The organism is Stenotrophomonas sp. GD03930, assembly GCF_029839665.1.
Taxonomy (GTDB): domain Bacteria; phylum Pseudomonadota; class Gammaproteobacteria; order Xanthomonadales; family Xanthomonadaceae; genus Stenotrophomonas; species Stenotrophomonas forensis.
Map to the genome: position 1 here is coordinate 650,707 of NZ_JAOCAV010000001.1, position 17,081 is coordinate 667,787.

Consider the following 17,081-nt stretch of genomic DNA (forward strand, 5'->3'; position numbering starts at 1 on the left):
GAAGGATACCGGTTCAGGGTGCCAGGCAACGCCCGGCATCCCGTTGCGATCACGGCTGGACGATGCCCAGCTGCTGCAGCACGAACGCATACGACTCGGACAGCTCGCGGTAGCGCTGGAAGCGCCCCGACTTGCCACCGTGGCCGGCTTCCATGTTGGTGCGGAACAGGATCGGGTACTGGCCGGTGTTGTCGTCACGCAGCTTGGCCACCCACTTGGCCGGTTCCCAGTACTGCACCTGCGAATCCCACAGGCCGGTACCGACGAACAGCGCCGGGTAGGCTTGCCGCTTGACGTTGTCGTAGGGCGAGTAGGACAGCATGTAGTCGTAGAACGGCTTCTGCTCCGGGTTGCCCCACTCGTCGTACTCGTTGGTGGTCAGCGGGATGGTCGGGTCGAGCATGGTGGTGACCACGTCGACGAACGGCACCTGCGCCACCATCACCCGGTAATCCTGCGGCGCCTGGTTGGCCACCGCACCCATCAGCAGGCCACCGGCACTGCCACCGGAGGCGGCGACGCGATCCTTCGCCGCCCAGCCCTGCGCCACCAGGCCCCGGGTGACGTCGATGAAATCGTTGAAGGTGTTCTGCTTGTGCAGCAGCTTGCCGTTCTCGTACCAGTCGCGGCCCATCTCCTGGCCGCCGCGGATGTGGGCGATGGCATACACCACGCCACGGTCGAGCAGGCTCACCGCGGTCTGGTTGAAGTACGGGTCCATCGACATGCCGTAGCTGCCATAGGCGTACTGGAACAACGCGCCCTTGCCGTCCTTCTGGTAGCCCTTGCGGTAGACCAGCGACACCGGCACCTTCACGCCATCGCGCGCGGTGATCCAGACGCGGTCGGTTTCGTATTTCGAGGCGTCATAGCCGATCACCGGCTGCACCTTCAGCTGGCGGCGCTCGCCGGTAGCGGTATTCAGCTCGAACACGGTGGTCGGGGTGGTCATCGAGGTGTAGACGTAGCGCAGCCACGGCGTATCGGCCTCGGTGTTGTCGCCCAGGCCCATCGAATACGCCGGCTCGTCGGCCTTCACGTAATCGCTGCGGCCGTCCTTGAACAGCAGGCGGATGCGCTCCAGGCCTTCGGAACGTTCGGCGATGGCGGTATAGCTGTCGAACAGCTCGAAGCCTTCGATGAACACCGCATCGTCATGCGCGATCCAATCCTTCCACTGCGCGCGCGAGGTGGCGTCGGTCGGCGCGGTGACCAGCTTGAAGTTCTTCGCGCCATCGTTGGTGCGGATCACCCAGCGGCCGTCGTAGTGATCGGCGTCGTACTCGACGTCACGCTGGCGCGGCGCCAGCACGGTGAAGGTGGTCGGGTCGCTGGCCGGCGCATAGCGCTCTTCCGAGGACACGGTGCTGTGCACGCCGATGGTGATGAAGCGATCGTCGCGGGTGCGGCCGATGCCCATATAGAAGCTGTCGTCCTTCTCTTCGTAGACAACGCTGTCGGCGCTGGCCGGGGTGCCCAGCACGTGCTTCTTGACGCGCACGGTCAGCAGGGTTTCCGGATCGTTCTCGACGTACAGCACGGTGCGGTTGTCGTCGGCCCAGACCAGGTCGCCGGAGCTGCCGGTGATCACATCGGGCAGCACCTTGCCGGTGGCCAGGTCCTTGAAGCGGATCGTGTACTGGCGACGGCCGACGTCATCGTCGGCCCAGGCCAGCAGCTGGTTGTCCTGGCTCACTTCCATCGAACCGACGCTGAAGTAGCCCTTGCCGGCCGCCATCGCGTTGACGTCCAGCAGGACTTCCTCGGCCGCCTCCATGCTGCCCTTGCGGCGCGCGTGGATCGGGTAGTCCTGGCCGGTCTCGAAGCGGCTGTAGTACCAGTAGCCGCGCTCGCGCGCCGGCACGCTGGAATCGTCCTGCTTGATGCGGCCGACGATCTCCTTGTACAGGGTGTCTTCCAGCGGCTTCAGCGGTGCCAGCAGCTGGTCGGCGTAGGCATTCTCGGCCTGCAGGTAGGCCAGCATGTCCTTGTTCTCGCGCTTGTCGTCGCGCAGCCAGTAGTAGTCGTCGTTGCGGGTCGCGCCGAACGGCGCCTTGACCACGTGCGGATGCTTGGCGGCATCCGGCGGAACGGGCGGAGTGGCAGCAGTAGCGGTGGTGGTCATCAGGCTGGCAAGCAACAGGCAGAGGGTGGATTTCATGAGATAGGGCTCCTTGAGGGGCAATGCAATGGCGTCCTTGTGCCTGAGTCTGGGTTGCGGGAGGACGGTGGGCAACCCTGCGGATCGTCACGGGTAGTGCCGGCCGCTGGCCGGCAGCCTCAGCCGGCCAGCGGCCGGCACTACCAGAGCGCGCGACCCCGGCGCGCGGCGTACCATGGGCGCATGAGTACCCTGCCCCACACGCCGGGCTACAGCCGGCGCAGCCATGAAATCGCCCCGTTCCACGTGATGTCCCTGCTGGCCCGCGCGCAGGCGCTGGAACAGGCCGGCCATGATGTGATCCATCTGGAGATCGGCGAACCGGACTTCACCACCGCCGAACCCGTAGTGCGCGCCGGGCAGGCCGCGTTGGCGGCCGGCCATACCCGCTACACCGCCGCACGCGGCCTGCCGGCCCTGCGCCAGGCGATCAGCGGCTTCTATCGCAGCCACTACGCGCTGGATATCGACCCCGAACGCATCCTGGTCACCCCGGGTGGTTCCGGCGCGCTGCTGCTGGCCAGCAACCTGCTGGTCGATCCCGGCCGCCACTGGCTGCTGGCCGACCCGGGCTATCCCTGCAACCGCCATTTCCTGCGCCTGGTCGAAGGTGGCGCACAGCTGGTGCCGGTCGGGCCGGATACCGCCTATCAACTGACCCCTTCGCTGGTGGAACAGCACTGGAATGCCGACAGCGTCGGCGCGCTGGTCGCCTCACCGGCCAATCCGACCGGCACCGTGCTGTCCGCTGATGAACTGGCGGCACTGTCGCAGAGCCTGCACGCGCGCGGTGGCCACCTGGTGGTGGACGAGATCTACCACGGCCTGACCTACGGCCTGGACGCGCCCAGCGTGCTGCAGGTGGACGACAGCGCGTTCGTGCTGAACAGCTTCTCCAAGTACTTCGGCATGACCGGCTGGCGACTCGGGTGGCTGGTGGCGCCGCCGGCAGCGGTACCCGATCTGGAGAAGCTCGCCCAGAACCTGTACATCAGCGCGTCGAGCATTGCCCAGCATGCAGCGCTGGCCTGCTTCAGCGAAGCATCGATGGCGATCTTCGAGCAGCGCCGCGAAGCCTTCCGCCAGCGCCGTGACTTCCTGCTGCCCGCGTTGCGCGAACTGGGCTTCCGCATCGAAGTCGAGCCGCAGGGCGCGTTCTACCTGTATGCCGATGTCAGCGCGTTCACCGACGACGCGCAGGCGTTCTGTGCCCACTTCCTGGAAACCGAGCACGTGGCGTTCACCCCGGGCCTGGATTTCGGCTTCCATCGCGCCAACCAGCACGTGCGCCTGGCGTACACGCAGGAAGTGCCACGATTGCAGGAAGCGGTGGCGCGGATTGCGCGCGGGTTGAAGCGTTGGCAAGGATCACGTTGACGGTAGTGCCGGCCGCTGGCCGGCAACGGCATCACCCATACATCCGCGGTTTGCCGGCCAGCGGCCGGCACTACCGGTAAAGAAAAACGCCGCCCTGGGGCGGCGTTTTTCATTTCATCACTTACCGCCCAACCGCTCCCACAGGAAGCTGTAGGCCAGCGCCGACATATGCGCGGCCTGCGCGTTGTTGGCTGCGCCGCCGTGACCGCCTTCGATGTTCTCGTAGTAGGTCACGTCCTTGCCGGCGTCGATCATCTTCGCCGCCATCTTGCGGGCATGGCCCGGGTGCACGCGGTCATCGCGGGTGGAGGTGGTGAACAGCACCGGCGGGTAGTTCTTCTTCGCGTCGAACAGGTGGTACGGCGAGAAGGTCTTGATGAACTCCCAGTCGCTGGTGTCCGGGTTGCCGTACTCGGCCATCCACGAAGCACCGGCCAACAGGTGGCTGTAGCGCTTCATGTCCAGCAGCGGCACCTGCACCACCACCGCACCGAACAGTTCCGGGTACTGGGTCAGCATGTTGCCGGTCAGCAGGCCGCCGTTGCTGCCGCCCTGCACGCCCAGGTGCCTGGCGGTGGTGATCTTGCGCTTGACCAGGTCACGCGCCACCGCGGCCATGTCTTCATAGGCCTTGTGGCGGTTCTGCTTCAGCGCCGCCTGGTGCCAGCGCGGGCCGTACTCGCCACCGCCACGGATGTTGGCGACCACGTATACGCCGCCCTTCTCCAGCCAGGCGCGGCCCATGCCACCGGAGTAGCTCGGGGTCAGCGAGATCTCGAAGCCACCGTAGCCGTACAGCAGGGTCGGATTGGAGCCATCCAGCTTCATCGCCTTGTCGTGCACCACGAAGTACGGCACGCGGGTGCCGTCCTTGCTGGTGGCGAAGTGCTGCTCGATCACCTTGCCCTTGGCATCGAAGAAGGCCGGCATGGTCTTCAACGTTTCCGGCGGCTGGCCGATCTCGGCCAGGGCCAGCGTGGTCGGGGTCAGGTAGTCGGTGGCGGTCAGCCACACCGCGTCACTGTCGTTGCTGTCCACGGCGGACACGCCCAGCGTGCCGAAGGCCGGCGCACCAACGAAGCGGCTGGTCTGCCAGCCATCGGCGCCCGGAGTCAGCACCGACAGGCGGTTCTTGACGTCGTCCAGCACGTTCAGCACCAGGTGGCTCTTGGTCCAGGTGGCACTGGCCAGCGAGGTGGTCGCGGTCGGGGTGAACAGCACCTCGAAGTCACGCTTGCCGGCCAGGAAGTCGTCCAGCCGGGTCGCCAGCAGCGAACCGGACGCATAGGTCTTGCCACCCACGGTCCACGGATCGCGCAGCTCCAGGGTCAGCCACTGCTTGTGCAGGCCCTTCTCGGCCGAGTTCGGCGCGTCGATCTTGGTCAGCGTGCCGTCGTCGCCACGCAGGTAGATCTCGTTGTTGTAGAACGCCAGCGTGCGGCTGACCAGGTTGCGCTCGAAGCCCGGGGTGTCATCGTGCATCGCCGCGATGTACATGTCTTCCGGCTTGCCTTCGTAGACCACGCTGGCCGACGCCAGCGGCGTGCCGCGCTTCCACAGCTTGGCAACGCGCGGGTAGCCGGAGGTGGTCATCGAACCGGCGCCGAAATCGGTGTAGACGAACACCGAGTCGCGGTCGATCCAGCCCAGGCCGCCCTTGGATTCAGGGCGGAAGAAGCCGTCCTTGATCCAGGTCTTGTTGGCCAGGTCGAATTCGCGGGTGACATCGGCATCGGCGCCGCCGCGCGACAGCGCGATCAGGCAGCGGCTGTAATCCGGACGCAGGCAGTCGGCACCGTGCCAGACCCAGTTCTCGCCCTCGGCCTTGTTCAGCGCGTCCAGGTCGAGCACGGTTTCCCACTGCGGCGAGGCCTTGCGGTACTCGGCCAGGGTGGTGCGGCGCCACAGGCCGCGCTCGTGCTGCTGGTCCTTCCAGAAGTTGTAGTAGTAGTCGCCGATCTTCTGCACGCCGGGGATCTTGGCATCGGAGTCGAGCACCTCGCGGATGCTGGTCTCCATCTGCTTGAAGGCCGGGGTCTGCGCCAGGCGCGCCTCGGACTTGGCGTTCTGTTCCTTGACCCAGGACAGCGGCTTGTCGCCGGTGACGTCCTCCAGCCAGGCGTAGCGATCGGTGTCTTCAGCGGCCACGGCGGTCCCCACCGAGGCAGCGGTCATCATGCCGGCCAGCAGGCAGGCGGAAGCGAGTCGTGACATTGCAGCTCCAGGCAGTCATAAGCCGTGGAACGCTAGCACGGAATGTCGCGGTCGCCCCCGTGTCGAAGGTCAGGCCGTGGCCGCCGGGCGGCGTCGACCGCGCGCAGCCGAAGCCGGACGGCGCCGCGCCTGTCCACCGGTACGACGTGCCAGCCGCAGCCATGACAGGCGCGGCAGCGGGAAACGCAGCAGTGCCCACCACGCCACCAGCGGCATGCCCACCAGCCACATCGGCAGCCAGCCCAGCCAGGCGCTGCTGCCGCGTGCGGCCGGCCAGACCAGCACCAGTGCCACGCCGGCCAGCGCCACCTGCTGCACGCCGCGCAGCAGGCGTGGATCGGCGCGCTCGAAGATGACGCGTTCAGTTGCAGGGCGACGGACGGTACGTACGTTCATGGGGCTTCTCCGGTGGACAATGCAACACAGCGTGGGCAAGGGCCTTCTCACGGACTGCGACACCATTGACGGATCGCGTGCACACAGTCGACCATGCGCGTGCAAGCCCACTGGAGCCCGCTCCCGCATGATTTCGATCCGCCCGTTCTGCGCCGTGCTGCTGGCCCTGTCGCTGGCGGGCCCCGCCATGGCCGCCAGCGAGCCGCCATCGCCCCGCGCCACCGACGCGGCCGCTCTGGACGCGCCGATCGACCTGAAGCGCTTCATGGGCACCTGGTACGTGATCGGCCGCGTGCCGAACTTCATCGAACGCGGGCATGTCGCCAGCGTCAACGAATACGAGCTTCGCGATACGCACAAGGTCGGCATCACCTACCGCTACCGCGACGGCTTCGGTGAACCGGTGCAGGAGGTACGCGCACGCGCCAGTGTCGATCCGGACAGCGGCAACCACGGCTGGCGTACCTGGTTCTACCGTGTCGTGCCGACCCATTCGCGCGTGCTGGAAGTGGCCCCGGACTATTCCTGGGCGCTGATCGGTTACCCGGGCCGCGAGATGGCCTGGATCTTCGCGCGCAAGCCGGACATGGACAAGGCCCTGTACAAGGAGCTGGCCGAGCGCCTGCGCGACGAGTACGGCGTGAACACCGACAAGCTCAAGCGCGTGCCGCAGCATCCGGAACAGGTCGGCAAGCTGGGCTACGAAGTACCGAACGCGCGCTGATCGGATCGTGGCATTGCCGGCCAGCGGCCGGCACTACCGTTTCCAGGCGATGAGGTAGAGCCGGCCGCTGGCCGGCTAATGCACGACGCTTCAGAAATTCATGAGGTTGCCGGCCAGCGGCCGGCACTACCCGAGCTATGCCGGGCGCCGCCCGGCGCCCCGTTACTTGCGGCTGTAATGCGCGACCAGGCGGTCGCCGAGCATCTGCAGCAGCTGCACCAGCACCAGCAGCAGGACCACGGTGACCAGGGCCACGTCGGTGTGCGAACGCTGGTAGCCGTCGCGGAACGCCAGGTCGCCCAGGCCACCGGAACCGATCGCACCGCCCATCGCGGTGAAACCGATCAGGGCCACGGTGGTGACCGTGGCACCGGCGATCAGGCCAGGGCGCGCCTCCGGCAGCAGCACGCGGGTGACCAGCTGCCAGGTGGTGGCGCCCATCGCCTGGGTCGCTTCGATCACGCCGCGGTCAACCTCGCGCAGCGCGGTCTCGACCAGGCGCGCATAGAACGGCGCAGCACCAATGACCAGCGGCACGATCGCGCCGCGCACGCCCAGCGAGGTGCCCATCAGGAACAGGGTGACCGGGATCAGCACGATCATCAGGATGATGAAGGGCACCGAACGCAACAGGTTCACCACCAGCGCCAGCACCCCATAGGCCAGCGGCCGGCGCTTCATCTGCGGCGCACCGAACAGGTACAGCAGCACGCCCAGCGGCAGGCCGATGGCCAGGGTCAGCGGCAGCGAACCGAGCAGCATCAGCAGGGTATCAAGGGTGGCCTGGCCGATATCGGCCCACTTGCCCGCATCCAGGTGGCGGAAGAAGCCGCCGGCAGTGGCGATGATCATCGACGCAGTTCCTCAACGTGCACGCCGGCGGCCACGAACGCGGCCTGCGCGGCGGACTGGTCACCGCCCACCAGGGCGACCACCAGCTGGCCATACGGGGTGTCCTTGATCCGGTCGATGCGGCCGGACAGGATGTTGTAATCGACGCCGGTCTCGCGCGCGACGCTGCCCAGCAAGGGCTCGTAGGTGTCGCCGCCGAGGAAGGTCAAGCGCACGATGCGGCCACCGACGGCGTCGAAATCACGGTGCAACGCGCCTTCGTCGACATGCTCCGATTCACTGACGAATCGGCGCGTGGTCGGGTGCTGCGGGTGCAGGAACACCCGGGTAACCGCTCCGGTCTCGACCATCTGCCCGGCATCGAGCACGGCAACGCGATCGCAGACGCGACGGATCACGTCCATCTCGTGGGTGATCAGCACGATGGTCAGGCCCAGCTCGCGGTTGATCTTCGACAGCAGCGACAGCACCGAGGCGGTGGTCTGCGGATCGAGCGCACTGGTGGCTTCGTCGCACAGCAGGATCTGCGGGCGCGTGGCCAGCGCGCGGGCAATGCCGACGCGCTGCTTCTGGCCACCGGACAGCTGCGCCGGGTACTTCTGCGCATGTGCCTCCAGGCCCACGGTCTGCAACAGCTCGGCCACGCGCGCGTCGATCTCCGCCTTCGGCGTGCCGGCCAGTTCCAGCGGGAAGGCGACGTTGCCGGCCACCGTGCGCGACGACAGCAGGTTGAAGTGCTGGAAGATCATGCCGATGCGCCGGCGCAGCGCGCGCAGGCCGTCCGCGTCCAGTGCGGTGACGTCCTCGCCACCGATCAGCAAGCGGCCGCCGCTGGGTTCTTCCAGGCGGTTGATCATGCGGATCAGGGTCGACTTGCCCGCGCCGGAATGGCCGATGATGCCGAAGACCTCACCGGCCTCGATGGTCAGGTCCAGCGGTTGCAGCGCGCTGACTTCGCGGCCGGCAACGGCATAGGATTTGTGCAGGCGCTGGAACTCGATCACGGGCGTGGCTCACCGGCTGGGTGACGGAAGGGGGCGTGCAGCCTACCAGCGCCGGCGCTCACGCGCCCACGCCATAAGCCGGAATGTTATTCCTTTTGGTTCTAAGCCGCCCGTGAAGCCTCGCACCCGGTAGTGCCGGCCGCTGGCCGGCAACCGCAGCGGATCCCTCCAGCGTGAGGAGTTGCCGGCCAGCGGCCGGCACTACCCCCCCCGGGATCAGGGATGATCCAGCGGCTTTGGCGGCTCCTGCCGGTTCACCCGCTCACGGTGCAGCAGGTACAGGCCGGAAGCGACAATAATCGCCGCGCCCACCCAGGTGTAGCCGTCCGGCAGCTGGCCCCAGAAGGCCAGATCCCAGCCGATCACCCAGACCAGCCCGCTGTACTCCAGCGGCGCGATCATCGAGGCTTCGCCCAGCTGGAAGGCCTTGGTCAGGGCGATCTGGCCCAACGCCCCGGCCAGGCCCATGCCGGCGATCAACGGCGCGTGCGCCAATTGCAGCGGCACCCAGCCGGGCAGGGCCAGCAGGCCGGCGCCAACGGCCATGATCACCAGGAACCAGACCACCATCGACTGCGAGGTGTCGGTGCGGGTCAGCAGGCTGACCGTGATCGCCGCCACGGCGTAGGCGGTGGCCGCGGCCAGCACCATCAACCCCGGCACCGAAATGAAGCCGTCCACGCCCGGCCGCAGCACCACCAGCACGCCGACCAGGCCGATGCCGATGGCGACCCAGCGCCGCGGCCCGACCCGTTCGCCCAGCAGCGGCACCGACAGTGCGGCGATCAGCAGCGGGGCGACGAAATAGATGGTGTAGGCGGTGGACAGCGGCAGGTCGCGCAGGGCGAACACGAAGCAGCCGATCATCGCCATGCCCAGCGCGCCACGCAGCAGGTGCAGGCCCCAGCGTCGCGGTACCAGCGACCGCGGGCCGGCGCTGACCAGCACCCAGACCAGCACGAATGGCAATGAGGCCGCGCCGCGCAGGAAGGTCACTTCCAGGGTCGGATAGCTGGCCGACAGCTGCTTCATGCCAGCGTCCATCAGCGAGAAACAGGCGACTGCCGCGACCATCCAGGCCACCGCGCGCGAGGGGGAGCGTTGCACGTTCATGGCCCATTATCGCCGACCGCGCCGGATTGTAGAGCCGAGCCATGCCCGGCTGCCGCCCTTCTGTAGAGTCGAGCTTGCTCGACTGCCGCCCTTCTGTAGAGTCGAGCTTGCTCGACTGCTCTTCACAAAGCAGTCGAGCAAGCTCGACTCTACAAAAAGCTGGCAGGCCGGCACGATAGAATGGCCCTCACTGAATCCTGCGGAGCTGCGCCCATGCCTTCCTTCGACGTCGTGTCCGAAGTCGACACCCACGAACTGACCAACGCCATCGACCAGGCCAACCGCGAGCTGGCCACCCGCTTCGACTTCAAGGGCGTGGACGCGAAGTTCGAACGCGATGGCGATGTCATCAACCAGACCGCGCCGACCGAGTTCCAGCTCAAGCAGATGAACGACATCCTGCGCGCCCGCCTGGCCGCGCGCGGCATCGACGTGCTCAGCCTGGAATTCGGCGACATCGAGACCAACCTGGCCCAGGCCCGGCAGAAGATCACCGTCAAGCAGGGCATCGAGCAGAAGATCGCCAAGAAGATCGCCGCTGCACTGAAGGACGCCAAGCTGAAGGTGGAAAGCCAGATCAACGGCGACAAGCTGCGCGTGCAGGGCAAGAAGCGCGACGACCTGCAGGACGCCATTGCCGTGCTCAAGGCCGGCAAGTTCGAGCTGCCGCTGCAGTTCAACAACTTCCGCGACTGAGGCCTGCGCCGGGCGTGACCCGGCGCTGCCACCGGCAGGTACGACGGCGCGTTGCCGGCGACGCGCCTACAATGGCGGCCCCGCCAGCCGACGTGCCCGCCATGACCGATTCCCACCTGCCCACCGATGACCCGATCGCCGCCACCCGCCTGTGGCTGGAGCGCATCGTGATCGGCCTGAACCTGTGCCCGTTCGCCAAGGCGGTGTACGTGAAGGACCAGGTCCGCATCGTGCTGAGCGATGCGACTACGCCCGAGGCGCTGGTCGAACAACTGGCCGAAGAGCTGGTGCTGCTGCGCGACACCCCGGCCGAGCAGATCGACACCACGCTGATCGTGCACCCGCAGGTGCTGACCGATTTCCTCGACTACAACGACTTCCTCGACAACGCCGACGCCGCGATCGAGGCGCTGGACCTGCAGGGCATCCTGCAGGTGGCCAGCTTCCACCCGGACTATCAGTTCGACGGCGTGGCCGCGGACGACGCCAGCAACTACACCAACCGGGCGCCCTTCCCCACCCTGCACCTGCTGCGCGAAGATAGCGTGGCGCGCGCGGTGGATGTCTATCCGGACCCGGACGTGATCGTCGAGCGCAACATCCAGACCCTGGACCGCATCGGCGTGGACGGCTGGCATCGCCGCCTGCGCGGCGAAGACCTGACGTGAGCATGGTGCCGCCGATTGCCGCATGGCCGGCCGCGCCGCTGTCGGGCAAGGCGGTGCTGGTCACCGGCGGCGCCAACGGCATCGGCCGTGGCATCGCCCAGGCCGTGCTCGGCGCCGGCGGACGCGTGCTGATCGGCGATCTGGACGTGGAAGCGGGCCAGGCCTGCCTGGACGAATGGCAGCGCGGTGATGATGCCGCGTTCCAGCGCCTGGACATCACCGACGAAGCCAGCGTGCGCGACTTCGTCGCGGTGGCCCTGCAGCGGTTCGGCCGTATCGACGGACTGGTCAACAACGCCGGCATCGCCGGCCCGCATGGCACATTGCTGCAGGACATGGCGTGGGAGGAATGGCAGCGCCGCCTGTCGTCACTGCACGGTGCCTTCCTGTGCAGCAAGCACGCGATGCCGGCACTCTCGACCCGCACTGAGGGCGCGATCATCAACATCGCCTCGACCCGCGCCTGGCAGTCCGAAGCGCACAGCGAGGCCTATGCGGCGGCCAAGGGCGGGCTGGTCGCCTTCACCCACGCGCTGGCGATCAGCAGCGGCCCGGCGGTGCGGGTCAACAGCATCAGCCCCGGCTGGATCGGCACCTCGGCCTGGCAGGCGCCCTCGCGGCGCCACCAACCCGACTACTCGGCCACCGATCACGCCCAGCACCCGGTCGGCCGTGTCGGCCGCCCCGAGGACATCGGCGCGCTGGCGGTGTACCTGCTGTCGTCGCTGTCCAGCTTCACCACCGGCCAGGACTTCATCGCCGACGGCGGCATGACCCGGAAGATGATCTACGCCGAATGACCGGCCTCCGGTAGTGCCGGCCGCTGGCCGGCATTCCGGTAGATCCACGCCATGCGTGGATAGCGGTAACGTGCCAACCAAGGTTGGCACCCACCACAACGGTTTACGCCATGCCCGAATGGCGCAGCAGCGCGTCGATCTGCGGCGCGCGGCCACGGAAGGCCTTGAAGTTCTCCGCAGCCGGACGGCTGCCGCCGCGCGACAGGATTTCATCGCGGAAGCGCGCACCGGTTTCAGCCAGTGCCTGCGGTGCTTCCTCGAACGCGGCGTAGGCATCGGCGCTGAGCACCTCGGCCCACTTGTAGCTGTAGTAACCCGCCGCGTAGCCACCGGCGAAAATGTGGCTGAACTGGTGCGGGAAGCGGTTCCAGACCGGCGGATGGTTCACCGCCACGTCCGCACGCACGCGATCGAGCAGCGCGAGAACGCTGTCCTGCGCCGGCTCGAACTGGCTGTGCAGCAGCATGTCGAACAGGCCGAATTCCAGCTGGCGCACGGTGGCCATGCCGCTGTGGAAATTGCGGGCGGCCAGCATGCGCTCGTACAGCGCGCGCGGCAGCGGTTCGCCGCTATCGACGTGCGCGGTCATGCCCTGCAGGTGGTCCCATTCCCAGCAGAAGTTCTCCATGAACTGGCTCGGCAGTTCCACCGCATCCCACTCCACGCCATTGATGCCGGCCACGCCCAGTTCACCGATGCGGGTCAGCAGCTGGTGCAGTCCGTGGCCCATCTCATGGAACAGCGTGGTCACTTCGTTGTGGCTGAAGGTGGCCGGCTTGCCGTTGGCACCACGGCCGAAGTTGCATACCAGATAGACCAGCGGCGTCTGCACGCTGCCATCGGCGCGCTCGCGGCGGTTGCGGCAATCATCCATCCACGCACCGCCACGCTTGCCCTCGCGCGCATACAGGTCCAGGTAGAACTGGCCGACCAGCGCGCCCTGCGCATCGACCAGGCGGAAGAAGCGCACATCCTCATGCCACACCGGCGCGCTGTCTTCCTGCACGCGCAGGCCATACAGCTGCTCGATCACCGAGAACAGGCCGCCCAGTACCTTCGGTTCGGTGAAGTACTGCTTCACGTCCTGCTCGGAATAGCTGTAGCGCGCCTGCTTCAGGCGATCGGCGGCGAACGCCAGGTCCCAGGCCTGCAGGCTGTCGATGCCCAGCTGTTCTCGCGCGAACTGCTCCAGCTCGGCGCGATCCTTGGCCGCGAACGGCTTGGCACGCGCGGCCAGGTCACGCAGGAAACCCAGCACTTCGGCCGGGTCCTGCGCCATCTTGGTCGCCACCGAATAATCGCCATACGAACCGAAGCCGAGCAGCGCGGCCAGCTCCGTACGCAGGGCCAGGATGCGGTCGATGTTGCCGCTGTTGTCCAGCGCGTCGTCGCCGAATTCGGACGCGCGCTGCGCACTGGCCCGGTACAGGATCTCGCGCAGGTCACGGTCTTCGGCCCAGGTCTGCACCGGCAGGTAGCACGGCATCTGCAGGGTCAGCTTCCAGCCCTGCTTTCCGTCCTTTTCCGCCGCAGCGTGCGCGGCGGCCTTCACGTCCTCCGGCAGGCCGGCCAGGCGCGCTTCATCCTCGATGATCAGCGACCACGCATCGGTGGCGTCGAGCACATTCTGCGAGAACTTCGCCGACAGCGCCGACAGCTCTTCCTTGATCGCAGCAAAGCGCTGCTGCGCCTCGGGCGCCAGCTCGGCACCACCCAGGCGGAAATCACGCAGGGTGTTGTCCAGCACCTTGCGCCGGGCCTCGTCGAAACCTGCGGCCTCCGGGCTGGCGGCCAGCGCCTGGTACTGGCGGTACAGCGCCAGGTTCTGGCCCAGCGCGCTGGCGAAGCGGGTCACCCGCGGCAGGTTGCTGTTGTACGCCTCACGCAGTTCCGGGGTGTTGACCACGCCCTGCAGGTGGCCGACCAGGCCCCAGGCGCGCCACAGGCGCTCGGTGGCATCGTCCAGCGGGGCGACGAAGCTCTCCCAGCGCACCGGCTGCACCTGCTCGGCGGCGCTGACGGCCGCTTCGGCCTCGGCCAGCAGCACATCCAGCGCCGGCGCCACGTGCTCGGGGCGGATCGCCTCGAAGCGCGGCAGGCCGGAAAAATCGAGCAGGGGGTTGGCAGCGGTCACGGCAGATCTCCAGGGAACGGGCCCGGCAGGCGGGCAGCCTGGTACATATGGCGCTGGCGGGCGTGGCTGACAAGGGGGTGACGCCTGGCATTCACGTCGGCCTTACGGTCGCGGTTCGAAGCTTTGGCTGCGGGGGAGTCCGCAGCGGTACGTACCGAACGAGGCCCTACATGGAAGGTCTGGCTGCAGTTGCATCCGCCCCAGCGGCGCGGTCACTGGCGTTGTCTGCCAGCCCGGCCGAACTGACCTGGATCGCCGCGCTGTGCGATGCTGGCGACGACGCCCCGCGCCACCTGCAGCAGCTGCAGGCGGTGCTGCAGCAGGGCGGCACGTTCAATGACGCCCAGGAGTGGTACCCGTTCGAGGTGATCGAGCGCGGCGCCAGCCAGCTGCAGCTGGGCCATGAACGCGAGTTCGTGATCTGCGTGCTGCTGTGGCTGCAGGCCCTGGCCCAGGGCCGCGCCAGCACGCTGGACCCCAGCCTGCACCTGGATGATCGCGCGATGGACATCGAGGCGCTGCCCGATGCCTTGCGTGATGCGGTGCTGGATGCGTTCACCGCGGCGGGGTACTGAATATGTAGCGTCGAGCCATGCTCGACGGCTCTTTACCGGAGTCGAGCATGGCTCGACTCTACAAGGACGCTACAGCGCTTCCAGGCTGCTCCACGGCAGTTCCGGCAAGCCCTGCCCGGCCACCGCTGCCGCCAGCTGCGCATCGGCGCGCTCGACATCAATGCCCTGCCGCACGTACCACGCCGGGTCGTAATAGCTTTGCGCGTAACGCTCGCCGCTGTCGCACAGGATGCTGACGATGCTGCCGTGGTGACCGGCCTCGCGCATCCACTGCGCGGCCTGCAGTACGCCGATGAAGTTGGTGCCGGTGGAACCACCGACGCGGCGGCCGAGCTGGCGGCTGACATGGCGCATCGCGGCCAGGCTCAGCGCGTCGGGCACCTTCACCATCGCATCGACACTGGTCGGGATGAAGCTCGGCTCCACCCGCGGCCGGCCAATGCCTTCCACGCGCGAACCACCGCTGCAGGTCAGGCCTCGCCAGTCCGGCTCACCGGCCACGGCAGCCTTGTAGCCATCGAAGAACACCGACACTTCCGGGTCCGCGCACAGGATGCGGGTGTCATGCCGGCGATAGCTGACATAGCGGCCTAGCGTCGCTGCGGTGCCACCGGTACCGGGGCTGCACACGATCCACTCCGGGATCGGGCTGGGTTCCTCGGCCATCTGCTTGAAGATGGATTCGGCAATGTTGTTGTTGGCACGCCAGTCGGTGGCGCGCTCGGCGTAGGTGAACTGGTCCATGAAGTGGCCACCGGTTTCGCGGGCCAGCTTTTCCGAATCACAGTTGAGGTCGCAGGCACGCTCGACCAGGTGGCAACGGCCGCCATGGAATTCGATCGCCGCAATCTTCTCCGGCGAGGTGGTGGCCGGAATCACCGCGATGAACGGCAGTCCGAGCAGGCGCGCGAAATAGGCTTCGGACACCGCGGTCGAGCCGCTGGAGGCCTCGATCACCGGCCGGCCCTCGCGCAGCCAGCCATTGGCCAGCGCATACAGGAACAGCGAACGGGCCAACCGGTGCTTGAGGCTTCCGGTGGGATGGCTCGATTCATCCTTCAGGTACAGCTCGATGCCCTCGAACCCGGGCAGCGCCAGCGGGATCAGGTGGGTATCGGCGGAACGGTTGAAATCGGCTTCGATCTTGCGGATGGCGGCAGCCACCCATTCACGCTGCGACATGGCGGGCCATCGGTGTCAGGACTGAACGGTGCGATCCGGTCATTGTACGTCGCGGTGCGGTCAGGTGCTGCTCGCTAGAATGGGGACATCCGGCCGGCAACGGCCCTGTCTGAAGGATCTCCCCCATGACCATTCCCGCCCTGCGCGATGTCCCCGGCGTCGCCGCCCAGGCCCCGGCCGAAACCCGCGGCTTCGTGTTCAACCACACCATGCTGCGGGTGAAGGACATCACCGCCTCGCTGGACTTCTACACCCGCGTGCTCGGCTACCAGCTGATCGACAAGCGCGACTTCCCGGAGGCCCAGTTCAGCCTGTACTTCCTGGCCTACGTGCCGGCCGGCGCGGTGGTACCGGAAGACGACGCCCAGCGCCGCCTGTGGATGGCCGGCCTGCCGGGCGTGCTGGAACTGACCCACAACCATGGCACCGAGGCCCAGGACGGCCCGGTCTACCACGATGGCAACAGCGACCCGCGCGGCTTCGGCCACATCTGCGTGTCGGTGCCGGACATCGAAGCCGCCTGCCAGCGCTTCGAGGACCTCGGCGTGACCTTCCAGAAGCGCCTGACCGACGGCCGCATGAAGAACCTGGCCTTCATCAAGGACCCGGACGGCTACTGGGTCGAAATCATCGCCAACTGACCAGAAAGGGGACGGAGGGGATTAAGCCGTTTCTGGCACTATTGGCCGGAAGCGACTTAATTCCCTCCGTCCCCTTTTTTGCGAGGTTGGTATGGAAACGATGGAACTGCACCGCGGGCGACTGATCGACCACATCCAGCTGGTCGTACGCGACCTGGCCGCCAGCCGGCGCTTCTACCAGGCGGTGTTCGATACGATCGGCGTGCCGATCGCCGGCGAAGGCGGAGATTACTTCTGGGCCGATGAGCTGTTCGTTTCCAGCGCCAGCAGCGAGGCCGCCGCCGGCCAGCTGACCGGCCGCCACCACCTGGCCTTCCAGGCCCGCGACAGCGCCACCGTCGATGCCTTCCACAGCGCCGCGATCGCCGCCGGCGGCACCGACAACGGCGCGCCCGGCGAACGCCCCTACCACCCGGGCTACTACGGCGCCTTTGTGCTCGATCCGGACGGCAACAACATCGAAGTGGTCTATCACGGTCCGGCCCGCTACAGCGCCGACTCGGTGAAGGTCACTTTCTGATTTCACCGATGCCATGAACGAAGA

General features: G+C 67.2%; 16 protein-coding genes. 8 read left to right on the plus strand and 8 right to left on the minus strand.

Annotation, left to right across the window (positions count from 1 at the left end):
* Positions 1-49: 49 nt before the first annotated feature.
* A complete protein-coding gene (locus tag N5C18_RS03040) occupies positions 50-2,161 on the minus strand; it encodes a S9 family peptidase (RefSeq protein ID WP_279943808.1) in 2,112 nt (703 codons plus the stop codon).
* A 183-nt stretch (positions 2,162-2,344) separates the two neighbouring features.
* On the opposite strand from N5C18_RS03040, the gene N5C18_RS03045 reads away from it, so the two are divergent.
* On the plus strand, positions 2,345-3,538 hold the full coding sequence (locus tag N5C18_RS03045; protein ID WP_279943809.1) for a pyridoxal phosphate-dependent aminotransferase: 1,194 nt from the start codon (positions 2,345-2,347) through the stop codon (positions 3,536-3,538).
* Between the two features lie 117 nt (positions 3,539-3,655).
* Here N5C18_RS03045 and N5C18_RS03050 read toward each other — a convergent pair whose 3' ends face one another.
* Positions 3,656-5,752: a prolyl oligopeptidase family serine peptidase gene (locus N5C18_RS03050; protein WP_279943810.1), complete on the minus strand. Its 2,097-nt coding sequence runs from the start codon at positions 5,750-5,752 to the stop codon at positions 3,656-3,658.
* A gap of 69 nt (positions 5,753-5,821) precedes the next feature.
* Entirely contained in the window at positions 5,822-6,148 is a 327-nt protein-coding gene (locus N5C18_RS03055) for a hypothetical protein (RefSeq protein WP_053450844.1), read from the minus strand.
* 127 nt (positions 6,149-6,275) lie between these two features.
* Between N5C18_RS03055 and N5C18_RS03060 the strand changes: the two genes are divergently transcribed.
* Positions 6,276-6,872 (plus strand): lipocalin family protein, encoded by a 597-nt coding sequence (locus N5C18_RS03060; RefSeq protein ID WP_053510915.1) that lies wholly within the window; start codon positions 6,276-6,278, stop codon positions 6,870-6,872.
* Between the two features lie 162 nt (positions 6,873-7,034).
* On the opposite strand, the gene N5C18_RS03065 is transcribed toward N5C18_RS03060, so the two are convergent.
* The 3 genes from N5C18_RS03065 to N5C18_RS03075 all read right to left on the minus strand — a co-directional run bounded on the left by N5C18_RS03065 (position 7,035) and on the right by N5C18_RS03075 (position 9,841).
* Positions 7,035-7,724 (minus strand): methionine ABC transporter permease, encoded by a 690-nt coding sequence (locus N5C18_RS03065; protein WP_006471118.1) that lies wholly within the window; start codon positions 7,722-7,724, stop codon positions 7,035-7,037.
* Positions 7,721-8,728, minus strand: a complete 1,008-nt coding sequence (locus tag N5C18_RS03070) for a methionine ABC transporter ATP-binding protein (RefSeq protein WP_164241414.1) — start codon at positions 8,726-8,728, stop codon at positions 7,721-7,723. The genes N5C18_RS03065 and N5C18_RS03070 overlap by 4 nt, the downstream gene beginning before the upstream one ends.
* A 216-nt stretch (positions 8,729-8,944) precedes the next feature.
* The gene (locus N5C18_RS03075; RefSeq protein WP_006471120.1) at positions 8,945-9,841 is read right to left on the minus strand and encodes a DMT family transporter; all 897 of its coding nucleotides are present in this window, start codon (positions 9,839-9,841) and stop codon (positions 8,945-8,947) included.
* Positions 9,842-10,054: 213 nt separating this feature from the next.
* Here N5C18_RS03075 and N5C18_RS03080 point away from each other — a divergent pair, with 213 nt between their 5' ends.
* The 3 genes from N5C18_RS03080 (at position 10,055) to N5C18_RS03090 (ending at position 12,005) form a co-directional block, all read left to right on the plus strand.
* Positions 10,055-10,537, plus strand: coding sequence for a YajQ family cyclic di-GMP-binding protein (locus N5C18_RS03080; protein WP_006471121.1), 483 nt, complete (start codon positions 10,055-10,057; stop codon positions 10,535-10,537).
* Positions 10,538-10,638: 101 nt separating this feature from the next.
* The gene (locus N5C18_RS03085; RefSeq protein ID WP_032129027.1) at positions 10,639-11,205 is read left to right on the plus strand and encodes a DUF1415 domain-containing protein; all 567 of its coding nucleotides are present in this window, start codon (positions 10,639-10,641) and stop codon (positions 11,203-11,205) included.
* Complete coding sequence (locus tag N5C18_RS03090; RefSeq protein ID WP_279943812.1) at positions 11,202-12,005, plus strand: SDR family oxidoreductase; 804 nt, start codon at positions 11,202-11,204, stop codon at positions 12,003-12,005. Before N5C18_RS03085 ends, N5C18_RS03090 begins: the two co-directional genes overlap by 4 nt.
* Positions 12,006-12,108: 103 nt before the next feature.
* Here N5C18_RS03090 and N5C18_RS03095 read toward each other — a convergent pair whose 3' ends face one another.
* Positions 12,109-14,139, minus strand: coding sequence for a M3 family metallopeptidase (locus N5C18_RS03095; protein ID WP_279943813.1), 2,031 nt, complete (start codon positions 14,137-14,139; stop codon positions 12,109-12,111).
* A 170-nt stretch (positions 14,140-14,309) separates the two neighbouring features.
* Here N5C18_RS03095 and N5C18_RS03100 point away from each other — a divergent pair, with 170 nt between their 5' ends.
* A complete protein-coding gene (locus tag N5C18_RS03100; RefSeq protein ID WP_006471153.1) occupies positions 14,310-14,714 on the plus strand; it encodes a hypothetical protein in 405 nt (134 codons plus the stop codon).
* A gap of 69 nt (positions 14,715-14,783) precedes the next feature.
* Here the strand turns inward: N5C18_RS03100 and N5C18_RS03105 are convergent, their stop codons facing one another.
* Positions 14,784-15,896: a PLP-dependent cysteine synthase family protein gene (locus tag N5C18_RS03105; RefSeq protein ID WP_053509700.1), complete on the minus strand. Its 1,113-nt coding sequence runs from the start codon at positions 15,894-15,896 to the stop codon at positions 14,784-14,786.
* Between the two features lie 125 nt (positions 15,897-16,021).
* Between N5C18_RS03105 and gloA the strand changes: the two genes are divergently transcribed.
* Entirely contained in the window at positions 16,022-16,537 is a 516-nt protein-coding gene (gene gloA / locus N5C18_RS03110) for a lactoylglutathione lyase (RefSeq protein ID WP_053509698.1), read from the plus strand.
* Between the two features lie 91 nt (positions 16,538-16,628).
* Positions 16,629-17,057 carry a VOC family protein gene (locus N5C18_RS03115; protein ID WP_279943814.1) on the plus strand — a complete coding sequence of 143 codons (429 nt, stop codon included), beginning with the start codon at positions 16,629-16,631 and terminating at the stop codon, positions 17,055-17,057.
* The last annotated feature ends 24 nt before the right edge of the window (positions 17,058-17,081 follow it).

What these genes read in the sequence shown, in the direction of transcription:
- N5C18_RS03040 (WP_279943808.1), bottom strand. Translation starts at nt 2,161, where the DNA reads ATGAAATCCACCCTCTGCCTGTTGCTTGCCAGCCTGATGACCACCACC.
- N5C18_RS03060 (WP_053510915.1), top strand. Translation starts at nt 6,276, where the DNA reads ATGATTTCGATCCGCCCGTTCTGCGCCGTGCTGCTGGCCCTGTCGCTG.
- N5C18_RS03075 (WP_006471120.1), bottom strand. Translation starts at nt 9,841, where the DNA reads ATGAACGTGCAACGCTCCCCCTCGCGCGCGGTGGCCTGGATGGTCGCG.
- N5C18_RS03045 (WP_279943809.1), top strand. Translation starts at nt 2,345, where the DNA reads ATGAGTACCCTGCCCCACACGCCGGGCTACAGCCGGCGCAGCCATGAA.
- N5C18_RS03100 (WP_006471153.1), top strand. Translation starts at nt 14,310, where the DNA reads ATGGAAGGTCTGGCTGCAGTTGCATCCGCCCCAGCGGCGCGGTCACTG.
- N5C18_RS03055 (WP_053450844.1), bottom strand. Translation starts at nt 6,148, where the DNA reads ATGAACGTACGTACCGTCCGTCGCCCTGCAACTGAACGCGTCATCTTC.
- N5C18_RS03065 (WP_006471118.1), bottom strand. Translation starts at nt 7,724, where the DNA reads ATGATCATCGCCACTGCCGGCGGCTTCTTCCGCCACCTGGATGCGGGC.
- N5C18_RS03080 (WP_006471121.1), top strand. Translation starts at nt 10,055, where the DNA reads ATGCCTTCCTTCGACGTCGTGTCCGAAGTCGACACCCACGAACTGACC.
- N5C18_RS03105 (WP_053509700.1), bottom strand. Translation starts at nt 15,896, where the DNA reads ATGTCGCAGCGTGAATGGGTGGCTGCCGCCATCCGCAAGATCGAAGCC.
- gloA (WP_053509698.1), top strand. Translation starts at nt 16,022, where the DNA reads ATGACCATTCCCGCCCTGCGCGATGTCCCCGGCGTCGCCGCCCAGGCC.
- N5C18_RS03085 (WP_032129027.1), top strand. Translation starts at nt 10,639, where the DNA reads ATGACCGATTCCCACCTGCCCACCGATGACCCGATCGCCGCCACCCGC.
- N5C18_RS03115 (WP_279943814.1), top strand. Translation starts at nt 16,629, where the DNA reads ATGGAAACGATGGAACTGCACCGCGGGCGACTGATCGACCACATCCAG.
- N5C18_RS03050 (WP_279943810.1), bottom strand. Translation starts at nt 5,752, where the DNA reads ATGTCACGACTCGCTTCCGCCTGCCTGCTGGCCGGCATGATGACCGCT.